13 protein-coding genes are annotated in these 15,943 nt (G+C 44.7%); 9 read left to right on the plus strand and 4 right to left on the minus strand.

The features are described 5' to 3' along the window. The first annotated feature begins 12 nt into the window (after positions 1-12). Positions 13-2,505 carry a trimethylamine-N-oxide reductase TorA gene (torA, locus tag SWOO_RS18160; protein ID WP_012326123.1) on the plus strand — a complete coding sequence of 831 codons (2,493 nt, stop codon included), beginning with the start codon at positions 13-15 and terminating at the stop codon, positions 2,503-2,505. Positions 2,506-2,550: 45 nt separating this feature from the next. Continuing rightward, positions 2,551-3,207 (plus strand): molecular chaperone TorD, encoded by a 657-nt coding sequence (torD, locus tag SWOO_RS18165; protein ID WP_229377252.1) that lies wholly within the window; start codon positions 2,551-2,553, stop codon positions 3,205-3,207. Between the two features lie 98 nt (positions 3,208-3,305). On the opposite strand, the gene SWOO_RS18170 is transcribed toward torD, so the two are convergent. Together SWOO_RS18170 and SWOO_RS18175 are read right to left on the minus strand one after the other, a co-directional pair. Further along, complete coding sequence (locus SWOO_RS18170) at positions 3,306-4,673, minus strand: magnesium transporter (RefSeq protein ID WP_012326125.1); 1,368 nt, start codon at positions 4,671-4,673, stop codon at positions 3,306-3,308. 59 nt (positions 4,674-4,732) lie between these two features. Then, entirely contained in the window at positions 4,733-5,974 is a 1,242-nt protein-coding gene (locus SWOO_RS18175; RefSeq protein ID WP_012326126.1) for a DEAD/DEAH box helicase, read from the minus strand. Between the two features lie 277 nt (positions 5,975-6,251). On the opposite strand from SWOO_RS18175, the gene SWOO_RS18180 reads away from it, so the two are divergent. Together SWOO_RS18180 and SWOO_RS18185 are read left to right on the plus strand one after the other, a co-directional pair. Further along, entirely contained in the window at positions 6,252-7,436 is a 1,185-nt protein-coding gene (locus SWOO_RS18180) for a S8 family serine peptidase (protein ID WP_012326127.1), read from the plus strand. Positions 7,437-7,657: 221 nt separating this feature from the next. Next, on the plus strand, positions 7,658-8,200 hold the full coding sequence (locus tag SWOO_RS18185) for a YgjV family protein (RefSeq protein ID WP_195742810.1): 543 nt from the start codon (positions 7,658-7,660) through the stop codon (positions 8,198-8,200). Here the strand turns inward: SWOO_RS18185 and torS are convergent. Next, entirely contained in the window at positions 8,189-11,179 is a 2,991-nt protein-coding gene (torS, locus tag SWOO_RS18190; RefSeq protein WP_012326129.1) for a TMAO reductase system sensor histidine kinase/response regulator TorS, read from the minus strand. The two genes, SWOO_RS18185 and torS, sit on opposite strands and share 12 nt — an antisense overlap. Before the next feature lie 119 nt (positions 11,180-11,298). Between torS and torT the strand changes: the two genes are divergently transcribed. Then, positions 11,299-12,357 (plus strand): TMAO reductase system periplasmic protein TorT, encoded by a 1,059-nt coding sequence (torT, locus tag SWOO_RS18195; protein WP_012326130.1) that lies wholly within the window; start codon positions 11,299-11,301, stop codon positions 12,355-12,357. 23 nt (positions 12,358-12,380) lie between these two features. Here torT and torR read toward each other — a convergent pair whose 3' ends face one another. Next, positions 12,381-13,112, minus strand: coding sequence for a two-component system response regulator TorR (gene torR, locus SWOO_RS18200; protein ID WP_012326131.1), 732 nt, complete (start codon positions 13,110-13,112; stop codon positions 12,381-12,383). A 239-nt stretch (positions 13,113-13,351) separates the two neighbouring features. Between torR and SWOO_RS18205 the strand changes: the two genes are divergently transcribed. The 4 genes from SWOO_RS18205 to SWOO_RS26070 all read left to right on the plus strand — a co-directional run bounded on the left by SWOO_RS18205 (position 13,352) and on the right by SWOO_RS26070 (position 15,890). Continuing rightward, complete coding sequence (locus SWOO_RS18205) at positions 13,352-13,729, plus strand: PilZ domain-containing protein (protein WP_012326132.1); 378 nt, start codon at positions 13,352-13,354, stop codon at positions 13,727-13,729. A 631-nt stretch (positions 13,730-14,360) separates the two neighbouring features. Continuing rightward, on the plus strand, positions 14,361-14,636 hold the full coding sequence (locus tag SWOO_RS18210; protein WP_012326133.1) for a putative quinol monooxygenase: 276 nt from the start codon (positions 14,361-14,363) through the stop codon (positions 14,634-14,636). Positions 14,637-14,752: 116 nt separating this feature from the next. Then, the gene (locus SWOO_RS18215; RefSeq protein WP_041417781.1) at positions 14,753-15,376 is read left to right on the plus strand and encodes a DUF4272 domain-containing protein; all 624 of its coding nucleotides are present in this window, start codon (positions 14,753-14,755) and stop codon (positions 15,374-15,376) included. 67 nt (positions 15,377-15,443) lie between these two features. Further along, positions 15,444-15,890 (plus strand): hypothetical protein, encoded by a 447-nt coding sequence (locus tag SWOO_RS26070; RefSeq protein WP_012326135.1) that lies wholly within the window; start codon positions 15,444-15,446, stop codon positions 15,888-15,890. Positions 15,891-15,943 lie beyond the last annotated feature (53 nt).

Raw genomic sequence — 15,943 nt, forward strand, 5'->3', positions numbered from 1 at the left:
TAGGATAAGAAAATGAAAAGAAGAGACTTTCTAAAAGGTTTAGTATCAACATCTTATGTTGTCCTAAGCGGCGCGTCTGTACTAGCTCCACTCAATGCTCTCGCCGCTGCTGGTGCTAAGAAAGATGATGGCTGGTTAACCACTGGTTCACATTTCGGCGCATTCAAAATGAAGCGCAAAAATGGGGTTATCGATCAGGTTATCCCGTTTGATAGTGATAAGTACCCTACCGACATGATCAATGGCGTTAAAGGCTTAGTCTATAACCCATCTCGTGTTCGTTACCCTATGGTACGATTAGACTTTTTGTTAAATGGTCATAAAAGTAATACCAGTCAACGTGGTGATTTCCGTTTCGTTCGTGTGACTTGGGATAAGGCACTTCACCTACTAAAAGATTCACTGGATGAGGTACAAACCAAGTACGGTCCATCGGGTCTTCATGCAGGTCAAACAGGCTGGCGTGCAACGGGTCAATTACACTCTTGTACTAGCCATATGCAGCGCGCTATCGGCATGCACGGTAACTTCGTTAAGAAGATTGGTGATTACTCTACTGGTGCTGGTCAAACGATTCTGCCTTACATTTTAGGTTCGACAGAGGTTTACGCACAGGGCACCTCTTGGTCATTGATCCTTGAAGAATCTGACACCATCATTTTATGGTCGAACGATCCTTATAAGAACCTTCAAGTGGGCTGGAATGCAGAGACTCATGAGTCTTACGCTTATCTTGCTCAACTAAAAGAGAAGGTTAAGCAGGGCAAGATCCGCGTGATCAGTATCGACCCTGTGGTCACTAAGACTCAGAAATACCTTGGTTGTGAGCAGCTTTACGTTAACCCACAAACAGATGTGGCGTTAATGTTGGGTATTGCCCACGAGATGGTGACTAAGAATCTGCATGACACTAAATTTATCGAAGGTTACAGCTTAGGTTTCGACCAATTCCTGCCTTACCTAATGGGTGAGAGTGACGGTGTTGCTAAAACTCCTGAGTGGGCATCAGAGATCACAAGTGTTAGCCCAGAGATCATTCGCGACTTAGCAAAAGTGATGACCAAAGGTCGTACTCAGATGCTAATGGGCTGGTGTATTCAGCGCCAACAGCACGGTGAGCAACCATACTGGATGGCAGCGGTTCTGGCCACAATGATAGGCCAAATTGGTCTTCCAGGCGGCGGGATCAGCTATGGTCACCACTACTCAAGTATTGGTGTACCTTCATCAGGCGCGGCAGCACCAGGGGCTTTCCCACGTAACTTAGATGAAGATCAAAAGCCTATCTTTGATAGCAATGACTTCAAAGGCGCAAGCAGCACAATCCCTGTTGCTCGTTGGATTGATTCAATTTTAGAGCCAGGCAAGACTATCGACGCTAATGGCTCGAAAGTGACTTTCCCTGATATCAAGATGATGGTTTTCTCGGGCAATAACCCATGGAACCACCATCAAGATAGAAACAGAATGAAGCAAGCGTTCCATAAGCTTGAGTGTGTTGTCAGTATCGATGTCAACTGGACGGCAACCTGTCGATTCTCAGATATCGTATTGCCAGCGTGTACTACGTTTGAGCGTAACGATATCGACATCTATGGCAGTTACGCTAACCGCGGCCTGCTAGCGATGCAGAAGATGGTCGAGCCACTCTATGAAAGTCTCTCCGATTTTGAGATCTTCACTCGATTTGCAGCCGTTCTGGGTAAAGAGAAAGAGTACACCCGTGGCATGTCAGAGAAAGACTGGCTTGTTAAGCTCTATAACGACTGTAAAGCGGCTAACGCTGGTAAGTTCGAAATGCCTGACTTTGAAGGTTTCTGGAAAGAGGGTTACGTCTACTTCGGTGAAGGTAAGCCTTGGACTCGCCACGCAGACTTTAGAGAAGATCCTGAGATTAACCCGCTGGGCACACCTTCAGGCCTTATTGAGATCTTCAGCCGTAAGATAGCTCAGTATGGTTATGATGACTGCCCAGGCCACCCAACTTGGATGGAGAAAGCGGAGCGTAGTCACGGCGGACCAGGTTCAAACAAGTTCCCGGTATGGATGCAGTCTTGCCATCCGGACAAACGTCTTCACTCACAGATGTGTGAATCTGCTGAGTTCCGTGAAACCTATGCGGTAAAAGGACGTGAGCCTGTGTATATGAGCCCTGCTGATGCAAAACAGCGTGGTATTAAGAGCGGTGATATCGTTCGCGTCTTCAATGACCGTGGTCAACTACTTGCCGGTGCAGTTGTTTCAAACAACTATCCTCAAGGTGTTATCCGCATTCAAGAGGGTGCTTGGTATGGTCCAGTTGGTGCAGATGGCAGCAAAGAGGGTGGCGCTAAAGTCGGTGCACTTTGTAGTTATGGCGATCCGAATACCTTAACTATGGATATCGGAACATCTAAGCTGGCTCAAGCCTGCTCAGCCTACACATGTTTGGTTGATTTTGAGAAGTATAAAGGCAAAGTACCTGAAGTTAGCTCATTCAGCGGCCCAATTGAAACTCAGATTTAATCACCAAAACATCAGGAATAAGTAACACGTATGAATGGAAGTAATATGAGTGCAAGTGAAATGAATGCTAGTGAGATGAATAGTGTTGCAGTAGTTAATCAGGCGAGAGCTATGGTCTATCGACTACTCTCATCTTTGTTCGCTAAGGAGGTTGATCATCAACTTCTGCATGAATTAACCGGTGAGCAGGCACAGGCCTTTTTGGCACAACTTGCCAGTGAGCCAGCATTCAAACAAGATATCGATACATTAATATCTGTCCTGAATACGTTAAAAACTGATAAGGCACTACTGGAACTTGCAGCGGATTACTGCGGCTTGTTCCTAGTTGGAACAAAACACAGTGCCTCACCTTATGCCAGCTTGTATCTTAATGAAGCTGGTAGTGAAACACCTCTGTTTGGCGAGCAACATCAGCAGATGGTGCAGTTTCTAAAGCAGAGTCAGCTGCAGGTTCAAACCAGCTTTCCAGAGCCTGCCGATCACATCGCGGTGATCTTAGCCTATGCCGAACATATCTGCCTAAACAGCGGCGATGCAGAGCAACTCAAGTTTATTGAGTCCTACCTCAATACTTGGTTAGGTAACTTTGCCGCTAAAGTGACCCAATGCGACACAGGGACATTTTACAGTGCCTTGGCACGCCTGACTCAAAGCTGGGTCACTTCAGATCTCGAAGGTCTGACCCAAACGACTCACTAAACTCAGCGACAAGCTGACACAAAAAAGCGCTGAAAATTCAGCGCTTTTTTTATATCTAAAACTACAATACCAATCAGTACAAGAGTATAAATACAAGACTATAAATACAGTATGCTAGCCACGCCTAAGAAAGTGAAGAAACCAACCACGTCGGTCACCGTGGTCAAGATGACGGAGCCTGATAGAGCCGCATCTTGATTGCATTTTTGCAAAATAATCGGTACTAAAACTCCCGCTATTGCCGCCACCAGCATATTAACTAAAATGGCGCACGCCATCACCATGCCGATGGTGTTATCACCAAACCACCAAGCGGCAACAGCACCAATAATGCCCGCCCATAAAATCCCATTAACGCTGCCTATCCCTAACTCATTTTTCAGCAGCGAGAGTCGGTTACCAGGTGAAACTTGTCCCATCGCCATGCCGCGGATCATCAAGGTTAACGATTGACTACCCGCAATCCCGCCCATCGAGGCCACAATAGGCATTAAGATGGCAAGAGCAACCACTTGGGTTAGCACATCTTCAAATAATCCTATGGTCGCAGAAGCCAGAAAAGCGGTCAGTAAGTTTATCCCTAACCAGATAGCTCGGCGCTGAGCCCCTTTAACAATTGGTGCAAACAGGTCATCAGACTCATCCATACCCGCCGTGGCCATCAACTGGGCTTCATAATGCTCTCTGACTAAGATGGTTGCCGTTCTCAAGGTCACTCGCCCAATCAAGACACCTTCATCATCAACAATGGGCATCTCAACTTCACGGCTGTGTTCCATCGACTCCGCAGCTTCTAGCAGAGAGGTATCTGCTGCAAGCGCTCGGTTATCTTCAGACAGTAGTGACGCCAGCGGCTCACTTGGATCATGTTTAAAGATATCAAAGCGTCTAACATCACCTTGATACTTATCATTTTCATCAACAAGAAAAATCTTATCGTTACAGTCTAAGTTGATCCGTCGAAAAAAGTTCTGTGCTTGCCCGATAGAGGATTTAAGATCCAATACCAACATCTGATGATCGGCATAGCGGCCAATCTCATTGTCAGAATATTGATCATAGAGTTCGAAGTGTTTTCGCTGACGTAATCCCATCTTCGCCAACGCTCTCTCTGTCAAGCTGTCGGGAAGGTGATCACTCCAATCAATCAAATCTTCAGGACTTAACTGAGCAAATAGGAGATCGCTCTCCTCTAAGGACATCTGCTCTAATATCCCTAGTCTAGGTTCGGCGCGCATTAAACTCAGAACGGTCACCCGCTCATTATCATCAACCTGCTGCCACCTATCGTAACGCTCATCTAAGGGTAGCGACTCTAATAAAAGTGCAACCGTTCCTGACTCAGCTCCCTCAAGGATCTCATCAAACACCTCTGACTGCGCCTGACCCTCCGCCTCAGTCAATAGCTGAACCACATCAGCGATATCTAACTGAGTAGCGTCATTTTCATTATTCAATTCAACCACGAAACTTCCACCTCAATAGCTCACTCATTCTAGGGCTTTGATACAATTATCAAGGTTACTTAACGTCTTGATCTCTTACTTCCAGTCGCTCTGCGTCTAGCACGCTGCTTCTGAGCCGACTTACTATTCTTTCTTGTCACGCTAACACTTTTCGTTAGATCTGGTTCAAACCCTTCCAGCCATTGCTGAGGCAAACGCGTATCTAACACAGCTTCAACCTCTTCAAGCAACAAGGCATCATCTTCACAATATAGTGTGATAGCCAAACCTGAGTTCCCTGCTCGACCTGTACGCCCAATACGGTGGACATAATCTTCGGCAACAAAAGGAAGCTCATAGTTCACCACCACCTCTAACGACTCAACATCTAAGCCTCTGGCTGCAACATCGGTAGCCACCAACACTTGCAGCTCTCCACTTTTAAACTCTTGCAGCACTTTCTCACGCACGCTTTGGGAAAGATCGCCATGAAACGCCAGCGCCTTCACGCCTTCATTCACAAGCTTTGCCGCCAGCTTATCGGCGCCCTGTTTTTTCCGGCTAAAGATCAACACTTGCCGCCATTTTTTTGAGAGGATTAGATGACATAGCAGCTCACTTTTTCTATCAGCATCAACGGCATAAACACGTTGTTCAACTTTTCCCGCTGCGGCATTTCGCTTACCCACTTCAATCAATTTAGGATCTTTAAGTAACCGCTTACTTAAGTTAAATACCCCATCATCGAAGGTCGCCGAAAACAGCAAGGTTTGTCTCTCTTTAGGTAGCTGCTTAAGTATGGCATCTATCTCATCTTTAAAGCCCATATCCAACATACGATCCGCTTCATCAAATACTAGAAATGCTAACTGCGTTAAAGTGAGTGATCCCCGTCTTAAATGATCGAGCAGACGCCCCGGTGTTGCGATCAAGATATCAACACCAGCCTTTAAGATATCAGCCTGGGCATCGATACTCACACCGCCATACACGATTGCACTCTTAAGTGTTAAACCATCACCGTAGCGAACAAAACTTTGATGAACTTGGAGCGCTAACTCTCGAGTCGGCGTTAAAATAAGCGCACGAACAGGGGTAAGTTCATATGAAGTTTGACTGGACTTTAGCTGACTCAATCGTTCAAGGATAGGCAGCGCAAATGCGGCTGTTTTCCCAGTACCAGTCTGTGCCCCCGCCATGAGATCACTCCCTGCTAAAATAGCAGGAATAGCCTCAGCCTGTACCTGTGTTGGTTCACTATAGTTAAGCTCAGATAAGACATTAAGTAACTCGGCACTTAACGCCATTGAAGAGAAAGACATAACCATACCTAAATGCCGATGAAATTGGCGCGCAGTGTAACAGAATTTCCCATTATTCCCTCTGGAAAATTAACCTCAAAAATGAAACCGAGCATTATTTCTTTTACTATTCAATAATGGAGAACTCTCGTAAAGTCTACTATACAGAGCAAGAAAAGTTCAGCTCAACCAAAATGGCACCTAGGCAAGGAGCGACTAAACTTAGAGAAATATGTCTTTTAGCCAGCTACACAGGCACAAGCTCTGTTTTGCAGGCTAAACACCTGGAGAGAAGCCTATGTACCCGTCTCCGATAGCCTCGGCCATCACCTTAGCCTTAGCAGGAACAGCACACTTAACAGTGATGGCTGAAACAGCGCCCACAAACAGCAGTTCATCGCTTAATAATATCCACAACCAATGCATAGTGCAGATGCAGAGTAACCTTCACGCTGATGAAGTCACTGGCCTTGCCAAAAATATGCTCAAACGGGCTAATATGACCCTTAGCAACCCGGCCAAACTAACACATATCTATAAACACAGTATCAAAGGTTTTACCATCACAATGCCCTGCTCTGCAGCGCAAAAAGCCTTTGGGGATGACAATACTGTCAGCTCCTTTACCCCTGACAGTATTGTCAGTATCAGCAAAGGAAAACCCACAAATCCAGGTAACGGTGGAGGCGGTGGTGACACTGACAACGGTGTGCCACAAAGCACTCCATGGGGAATTAACAGAGTCGGTGGGCCAGTTGACGGCACAGGAAGAACAGCTTGGGTACTCGACACTGGTATTGACCTTAACAATGCCGATCTCAACGTTGATACCAGCAAAGGCTTTTCAGCCTTCACTAAAGGAAAAAATGCTGGCATGAACGATGGTCACGGGCACGGCACCCATGTTGCTGGCACCATTGCCGCTATCGATAACAGTATCGATGTTGTCGGCGTCGCAGCAGGCGCCACTGTTGTTCCAGTAAAAGTACTGGACTCGAGAGGCTCTGGCTCAACCTCTGGCGTGATAGCGGGAATAGATCATGTTGCAGCTAATGCCACTGCAGGCGACTGCGCCAATATGAGCCTAGGTGGTGGAGTAAGTAGCTCTTTAGATGAAGCGGTCAGGGCTGCAGCATCAAATGGAATATTTTTTGTGCTCGCGGCGGGAAATAGTGGGGCTCATGCAAGTAATCACTCCCCTGCGCGCGCCAATGGAGCAAATATATTCACGATCTCAGCAACCGACAGCAGTGACAACATGCCTAGCTGGTCCAACTGGGGAAACCCTCCTGTGGATTATGCGGCTCCAGGTGTTGGAATATCGTCACTCAAACGTGGCGGTGGTGTCACCACCATGTCAGGTACATCGATGGCATCCCCAGCAGCTTGCGGCGTGATAATGATGACAGGAGGTCAGCCTAATAGTGATGGCAGTGCAGGCAATGATCCTGACAACAACCCAGATCCCATCATTCATCTATAAGCATAAGTGCTCACAACTGCTCCCTATTCATCACCTTGGTGGGGAGCACTATACCAATACCCACTAGTTACTCTTCATCCCCTTTCTGATCCTGATTGGTATTACTCACAAAAATCATCAAAATTAGCGAGAGCTTAAGTAAAAAGCACGGTTCTGTCACAGTTATTCTGCCCAAAATAACGACAATACTCCGTTGTTAATTTGACCAGGTAGCTCACTTCGTGTTTGACATTCATTATCTCTATTTTGCCCAAGGATTAGGCTTCATCTCAATGTTCTTGGCTTGGTGGGCTAACGCTCAAAGGGATGATAAAGCACTACTTAGCGGCAACTTAATCGCTTCGGGATTAACTGCAATTCACTTAGGCTTACTGGGAAGTCCCCTCGGCATGGTGAATCAGCTGCTGAACATGGGTCGTTTTTTCTCTAGTCGTTACTACAGAATCTCAATTCTTGCCCCCATATTTGCCTCACTAGCCATAATACAGGGCTTTTTGTGGGCAGAGCACTGGAGTGAATGGTGCGCAGTGCTGGCAGGGGTGATCATGAGCTTTGCACTCATTTACTGTCAAGGTACTCAACTTCGCTTAAGTATATTAGTGAGTAACATCTGCAACTTAACACTCTCGTTGCATTTGCACTCATGGTCAGGAGTCATATATCAGATAATCACCATTGGCATGATTACTTACCAGCTAACAACAGATACTCACTATGATAAATCCGGTAATGAGCCCTCTTACAACCAGGCACTAGCCAAGTAGCTGACTAAATGCAGCCAGAGAGTCTTTATGTAGTTGCTGCAAGCCTTGATACTCACCATCTTTATATTCAGATGTTTCCAGTAACTTACACAGCTTAGATAATGCGATAAATCCCATGCTGGCACTGCTTCCCTTTAATGCATGCAGCAAGGTATTTCGATTCTCGCTCTTTTGTAACAGAGCCGAGAGTTGAACTTGGCTCGACTCTTTATATAGCATCAGCATCTCATCTACAGCATCCCTACCCAAATACTCGATATCTTGCTCTATCTGTCCGATATCCAACAACTCCCCTTGCTTATCATCAGGAGAGGTATTTGCCACTCTTTCCTCTTCGAGCGGATTAACCACGCCAATCCATGCCGCTAGCATCTGCATATTAAGCGGTTTCCCAAGAACAAGATCAAAGCCTATCTCACGATAATGATCCATGTCATCGGCTTGGATCTGGGCAGTAAATGCGGCGATATCCAGTTGGTGAGAAGCGTGTAAAGTCACCTCTCTTAGCTCTTTTAAAAGCGCCAAACCAGAACCATCTCCTAATTGGATATCTAACATGATGGCATCGAAGCTATTCGCACTCTGTGTGCAATAAATATTTCTTGCCTCTGCGCAGCTATCAGCAAGCACTGACTCATGGCCTAAATGAGCCAGAAATCCCTGAGCGACCATCGCATTAACTTTATTATCCTCTATCACCAGAACCCGTTTCTTATTTGTAATTCTCTGAGGTTCTTGTCCCCCTTCATGAGCCTGCTCACAAATAACCAGCGGCAAACTAAACCCAAAACGACTGCCAACTCCCGCCTCGCTTTCAACCCAAAGCGGTTTACAACCTTCCTCAAACAGCTCTCCCGCAATTGATTCTGCTTCATATTCAGGCAACTGACACATCAACTCCACCAGCTCCTTACTGATAGCAAGTCCTAAACCTGTGCCACGAGAGCGTCCCTGATTCAATTGCGCACTGTAAGCCTTAAACAGATGTTTCTTAGCGTCATCGGTGATCCCAACACCACTGTCAATAACCATGAAGCAGAGTGCTCTATCCTCCACCCATACCTTAAGTCTCACCTCCCCTTCAGGAGTAAATTTAATGCCGTTGCCAATCAGGTTAAACAGCACCTGTCTTAATTTAGGGCCATCAATATTGATCCACTCTGGCAGTTTGCCACTATCGAGTACCAGATTTAATCCCGCCAGCCCAGCCCCTGCTAGCATGATAGCCACCACCTCATCAAGCAGATCGTTAATGGCCACAGGACGAGGTTCATTAGCAAGTTTACCCTGCTCCAACCTTGAGAAATCAAGAATATCGTTCAACACAGTCTGCAGCAGGGTTCCGCTGTATTGAGATAGAGCCAGCATCTGCTTTTGCGCAACAGGAAGATTTGAGTGTCCCAGCAGCGTTAGCGTACCTAACAATCCATTGAGAGGAGTTCTAATCTCATGGCTCATGGTCGCTAAAAAGAGCGATTTAGCTTGATTTGCCTGTTCAGCCATAGTTCGAGCCTGAGCATGGCCTTTGGCTTCAGAGTCTAAGCGTTTATTGGCTATTGCCAGCTCCTCAGTTCTGGCTTCAACTTTGATCTCAAGGGCCGCCTTATGCTCGCTCAACTCATCGGCGCTCTCTCTAAGTTCTAATTGAAGTTTTTGGTTATGGGCCGTTTTCTGTTTAAAGGCCTCGATAGCACTCGCCATTGCCGTTAACTCATCATCACCATGGGAGTTGATACCAACCTGAGTATCTCCCAAACTCAACCTAGAGAGTGCATAGGTCGCCTCGTTGAGCCTCACTGCGATCCCCTTGTAGATCACACGATAAACCACAAACAAGATCACAATAAACATGAGAACGCCGGTACCCATCAACCCCGCTTTGGCCCAAGCTATCTGCTGCAGATAATCCAAACGAGCGCCTTCTGCCTCTTGCTGCTGCATAGCCATAGCATGATCAACTGTTTGATTAAGCTCATATAGTTTGTTGGATAGCATAATAAGTTGCTTGCTCTGTGTTTTTATCAGATGCACATAGTTTTTCTGTGTCGTCAGCCCCTCTGATACCTGCCTTAACACTGAAAACTCGCTCTCTAGCTCTTTAGCACGCACAGGATCTCTCACCAAGCCTTTAAGTAACTCAAGGGCCATCAGGTCAACCTGTATGGAGGATTGGAAGCCTGCGGCATTGGGATCCATTGAGGCTTGTAAGGGCTGAAGTTGATAGGAGCTAGGGGGGACAACAGAGGGCTGCTGAGACATGTTACTCAATACAGTTAATAGCCCCTTTTCCTGCTCAGGAGATTGAAGTAACTGGCCAATAAGTGCGATATCATGAATAAGCTTGAGCGCCCTATTCAAGCGCTCCTGAATATCAATATCATGCTCAATTACAGTATCGAGTAACTCCGCACTCTTCATCTGACCAACTATCTCTGGATAGGCCAAACTCAATTTAGCCAACACAGAAGAGTCAACGACTGCCAACTCAGCCTCAAGCAGCTCAATACTATGACTTGCAGCCAGAGCTAATGCCTCTCCCTGAGCCGTGAGTTTACTGGCGACTAATAATCGGTTGCCAACCTGTTTACCCAGTTGTGACAGGTCATGAATAATCTCACCCGCTGTTAACTCAAGACGCCAATCACTCTGCACCTGCAAAGTTTTAAGTTTAGCGATAGCACTGAGCATATTGGTGCTGTTTATCGACAGTTTACGGCCAATAAATTGCCGTTGGTGCTCCTCTTCAACTCGACCTAGGGCTTGGGCATTTTCCGCCAGCGCGTTTGATGCCTGCGCCAGCTCTCTGGCTGCTTCAGATGCAGGGAGCGCTTTATCATAAAGGTAAGCATCGGCCTGATTAACCCAATATAAGCTTAAATTTCCCAACGAAACCAAAAGAAGTAACAGTAAGCCAAGGACACCAAAAGCCAACATAAGGCGGCCGACTAAACTTTTTCTTGAAAGTGATAAAGCGCTCACTCTTATTCCTTCTGTTTTAAAAGCTGATATTATATAAATCGAATAAACACTCAGTTGATACCAAGTAGCGGTGGTGAAAAGTGCCTTTAAACAAAATAATCTCAACATTCGCTTGTATCATGCCACTTCTCTTTGCCCTGCAGGTCAACAGTGAAACTTGGCCCTTAGAGCAGCGTACTCCTTATAATACCAAGGTTCAAACCGCAAGCAGTCTGCTTTACACACCGCTAAAACAGACTCAAAAACCTTGGAAAATCTGTGCACTTGTTCCTCACCTAAAGGATGCTTACTGGATCGGCATTGATTATGGCTTAGTCCAGCAAGCCACCAAGCTCAATATCAAACTCGAGCTGTTTGAAGCAGGTAGTTACTACCACAAAAAGAAACAGCTAGAACAACTCAGCAACTGCATGAAAGAGGATTTTGATGCCATTTTACTTGGCACAGTCGACCCCAAACTCATTGCATATTACCACGGTCCAATTACTAAGCCAGTTATCGCATTAGTCAACAGAGTGGATAGCCCTACCATTACGACACGGATCGGAGTCAATTGGTATCAGATGGGCTGGCATGCTGGTCAGTTTATCAAAAATGATTTAGCCCAAACTCCTACAAGCAGCCGTAAGAAACAGAAGGATTTAGCGCTACTAACCGGCCCAGAAAAATTAGGTGGAAGTGATTGGGTAGACCAAGGGGTATTCGATGCGTTAAAAGAGAGCGATATCAAAATTTCCTCTATACGTCATGCAGACAATAATCGGGATCTTTACCGAGATCAGCTACATCACCTACTCGATGATCAGAGCCCAGATTACATCTTAGGCAGCGCCGTCGCGATTGAGGCGGCCATCGGCGAAATAGGCCATAAACATTTAGAAGGTAAAGTTAAACTTGTCAGTAGTTACCTATCTCCAGGTGTACTAAGAGGCTTATTCAGAAATAAGGTCTCCTTTAGCAGCGATGACTTAGTGGTTCTACAGGGGAAACTGGCTATTGATATTGTTGTCAGAGAGCTAGAAGGAAAAGCTGTTCATGGTGATATTGGTCCCAAGATTCAGAGCATAAACGCTCAGGAGCTCAATAAAGACAAGATAAAAAACAAACTGAGCAAGAGCCTAGCCCCAGCCCACTTCTACCCTGTCTACAGTGTTACGCCAAATAATCGAAAAAAGTGAAAGGCGATGCCTTTGATAGCCACTTAGTCTTCAACTTTAGCTGAAAATAGGTATCCCTCCCCGTGAACCGTCACAAATAGATCTGGATTGAGCTTATTGCGTAACCGTCTTAGGATAACATCGATGGTTCTATCATTAACATCTTGGTTTCTATGACTTGTTTGCTGCATAAGACGCTCGCGGGAAAGCACTTGTTGCGGGTGCAGTGCAAAAGCAGCCAATAACTCAAACTCAGCTTTTGTCAGCTTAATGAGGTCTTCACCGTGGAGTAGCTTACGGCTATTAAGCTCCAGAGCATAACCATCAAACACGATCACATCATCTTTTTGTTCAAGCTGCTCAATAACTTTCTGCTCAGCCTGACGAACAAGCGAGATCCGCCAAAGCAGGTTTTTCACCCTAACTAAAAGCTCACGTAACTCAAAAGGCTTAGTCACATAATCATCGGCTCCCATCTCCAAACCAATGATCTTATCTATCGCCTCATCACGGCCTGTGACCAGTATAATGCCTACATCGGAACGGCTTCTTAGCTCTCTTGTCAGACTTAAACCATCGGCACCTGAATTTAACCCATTACTGCCTTGTAGATTAATATCGAGTATAACAAGATCGATATGTTGACGATTAAACTCATGCCACATCTGCTCGCCATTTTGAGCCTGTTGGACTCGATAGCCCTCCTTCTCAAAATATCCTTTTAACCTTGCACGAATGACTGACTCATCGTCGACAACCAACACGTTATACGCCATGGCTTAAATTATCCTATCCCGAAACATCTTCTTAATTATTCACATTTTTTCATATTTGCATATAAGCAATGTGTAAAATATCCGATTTGATCGATAAATGGCCAGCATAAAGTGAGTTTGATCAGTAAAAAAACATTAATATCGCAAGAATTTTTACACCCATAACAAAGTGGCATATGCTTATAGCGAAGCATATTAATTTTTAAGCTATTTTCTAACTGGTACATTAAGGATGACTTATGGATGAAAGGCGTCAGTTTTCCCGTATTTTGTTTAATACAACCGCCAATCTCAATCAAGGCGAAAATATGTGGGCGACTAAAATTCATGACTTGAGTCTAAATGGAGCACTGATTGATAAACCAATGGATTTTGAACCGAAAGAGGGCACTATCACTCTCGGTTTCTCTCTACCCGATTCAGATATCGAATTGCGAATGGAAGCCACACTGGTTTACTCAACCGAGCGACTCTTAGGGCTAAAATGTTTCCACATTGATGTTGACAGTATCAGCCACCTTAGACGTATGCTAGAGCTCAATTTAGGTGATGCCTCTCTGCTCAACCGCGAGTTAGCGAACTTTATTGATGCACACGATAAGCCGACCTTGGACTGAAGATTGCGACATTTTCTGATTTAACCTCTGATTATCTTGTTATTGATTGAGGTTGCTTAAACTAACTGCTCTGCGTTTATCCAAAAATTAATAAGCCTTCGAATGAAGGCTTATTAATTTTCTATATGTTAACTTTTATCTAAATTGGCATTGGGTTGGATTGTTGAAGATTGCACCTTCATTACCATCTATTGCCTGCCTCAAGAGCTATACAAGGTCTTGGGCGCCCCCTACATACATTAGACATTTCCCATATCCCTACGGGTCAAATGCACCAATGTCGTGATCACATGGGTGTGAAGTAACGACCTTATGTGGCCATGTCACGGACGACCACAGCCCCATCAACACTTATTCATTTGGCTCTTTCGATTTTGCTGTATTACTGGAATTGTGACTCTAAACTATAGCTAAGTTGAGCAGTTTATACCTTGCATTTTTTGCAATACTCGAGGTTATTTGTTTCACTCAAGTGAGAAAACAGTAAGTAGCAATGATAAAGTTGAACTCATTGATGGCTAATGGCTTTACTGTTAGCTTAAAACAATGAATGCATAGGCTTCCCCTTATTAAGAGTGCTCTTATTGAGAATGTTTAGCCTAATATACTGTTAGGCGTAATAAGGATATCTATGGCCAAAGTAACATTGAAAGGTTTTATTTTAGTTCCTGAGTCGGAACTGGAAATCATTAAAAGTGAGCTGATTATTCACAAACTCCTTACTTTGGAAGAGCCTGGGTGCATAACCTTTGACGTAACTGAAAACTCGGAAAATCCATTTCGTTTTGACGTGTATGAAGAGTTCATAGATAAATCCACGTTTGAATATCATCAAGCCAGAGTAAAAGCGTCGCATTGGGGCAAAATAACTGTGCATATTGAACGCTACTACGAGATCGTTGACTAAAGGCGTAACAAAGCGTTTAAAGGCGACTCTGTAACGTGTGTCGTTTTCGCCCCACTCAAGTTTGGTACACGCTACTCAACACTTTAACGCGGCGCTAAGCCTGCTCATGGATGATTATGAATCTCAGAACTCTTAAAATTCAAAATGAGTCAAAACTCTTGTCTGAAGGGATTGTAGTAAATCCAAACCTTCCAATCATTGAAGAACTTTCTGAGGTTAGTCCTCGGATTGCTTCAGATGTGGCTAGTCGAATTTGTGCAATGTCTTATGTTGTTGGTCTAGCTTTTGATGCTGTTCCAGAACACCTTATTCAAAATTTGAAGCAATATTCGCTTTGGGGTTTTGTTACAGAACAAGAGCAAGAGCTGCTATTACTAGAGCAAATACCTAAAGAAGAATTTAATGAACTGACTTGGATGCCTGAATCAATACAAGCACTGGTATGGAGTCTTGGTTTGATTGGAATGGATCACCACATGTACTGTGATGACAAACTAGCATCAATTGTCCCACCTTATTGCGATCCTGCAGGGTTTATTAAAAATGCCGAGCTCAAACCTATAACCCAAATTCAAGAGCAATGCGATTTACTTTATCGGCTCCATTGGTACTCTAAACATTGTCGGATAAACGGCATTGAATGTTTATATGATGAAAGTATTATATCAGAACGAAGAAAAGCTCTTGATTGGGTCTATGGTGTTACAGTGAATTGGGATGATATCCCTATGGATACTTAGACCAAACAAGGCATGCTTTCTTTTGTGCTTCTAGTTAGGCTTCTTGAGATGTTGAGATGAGTTGATTATGAGTTGGACTGAATTATTAACTGAGCCACGTCGGGTGACTGGTGTGTATTGCGGAACACCTTCGCTTAAAGATTTTCTGATTGAGAAAGTAATAATTGAAACATCAAGAGTAATTATTCATGGAGACTTTAAAGCCCCTCCAAGCCCGCTACCTAAACGCTGGGCCGAGAATGGGTATACACACGCTTCCGCTAGAATAAGTGCGTCAGGGGTAGTCATATTAAACATGTCTGGAGGGCCTCGTACTGGAGTAGATCGAAATAATTGTTTAGTCGGTAACTCTGTAAATCTATGTATAGAGGAATCTGGTGATACTTGGTCACCAAAGGAAGGACTTGTTTTTCCCTACAAAATACTATCTTGTGAATCAAGTTTTATGACTTTTAACTTCATATGTGAGCATATTGATGTAACGGTAGAAGGTTACGGCCCATCAGCAGTGTAATTGCTTAACTATTTCAGACACTCTGGTTTAATACATTCCACTTGGTTTTGTGC

It is taken from the genome of Shewanella woodyi ATCC 51908 (assembly GCF_000019525.1).
GTDB classification, from domain to species: domain Bacteria; phylum Pseudomonadota; class Gammaproteobacteria; order Enterobacterales; family Shewanellaceae; genus Shewanella; species Shewanella woodyi.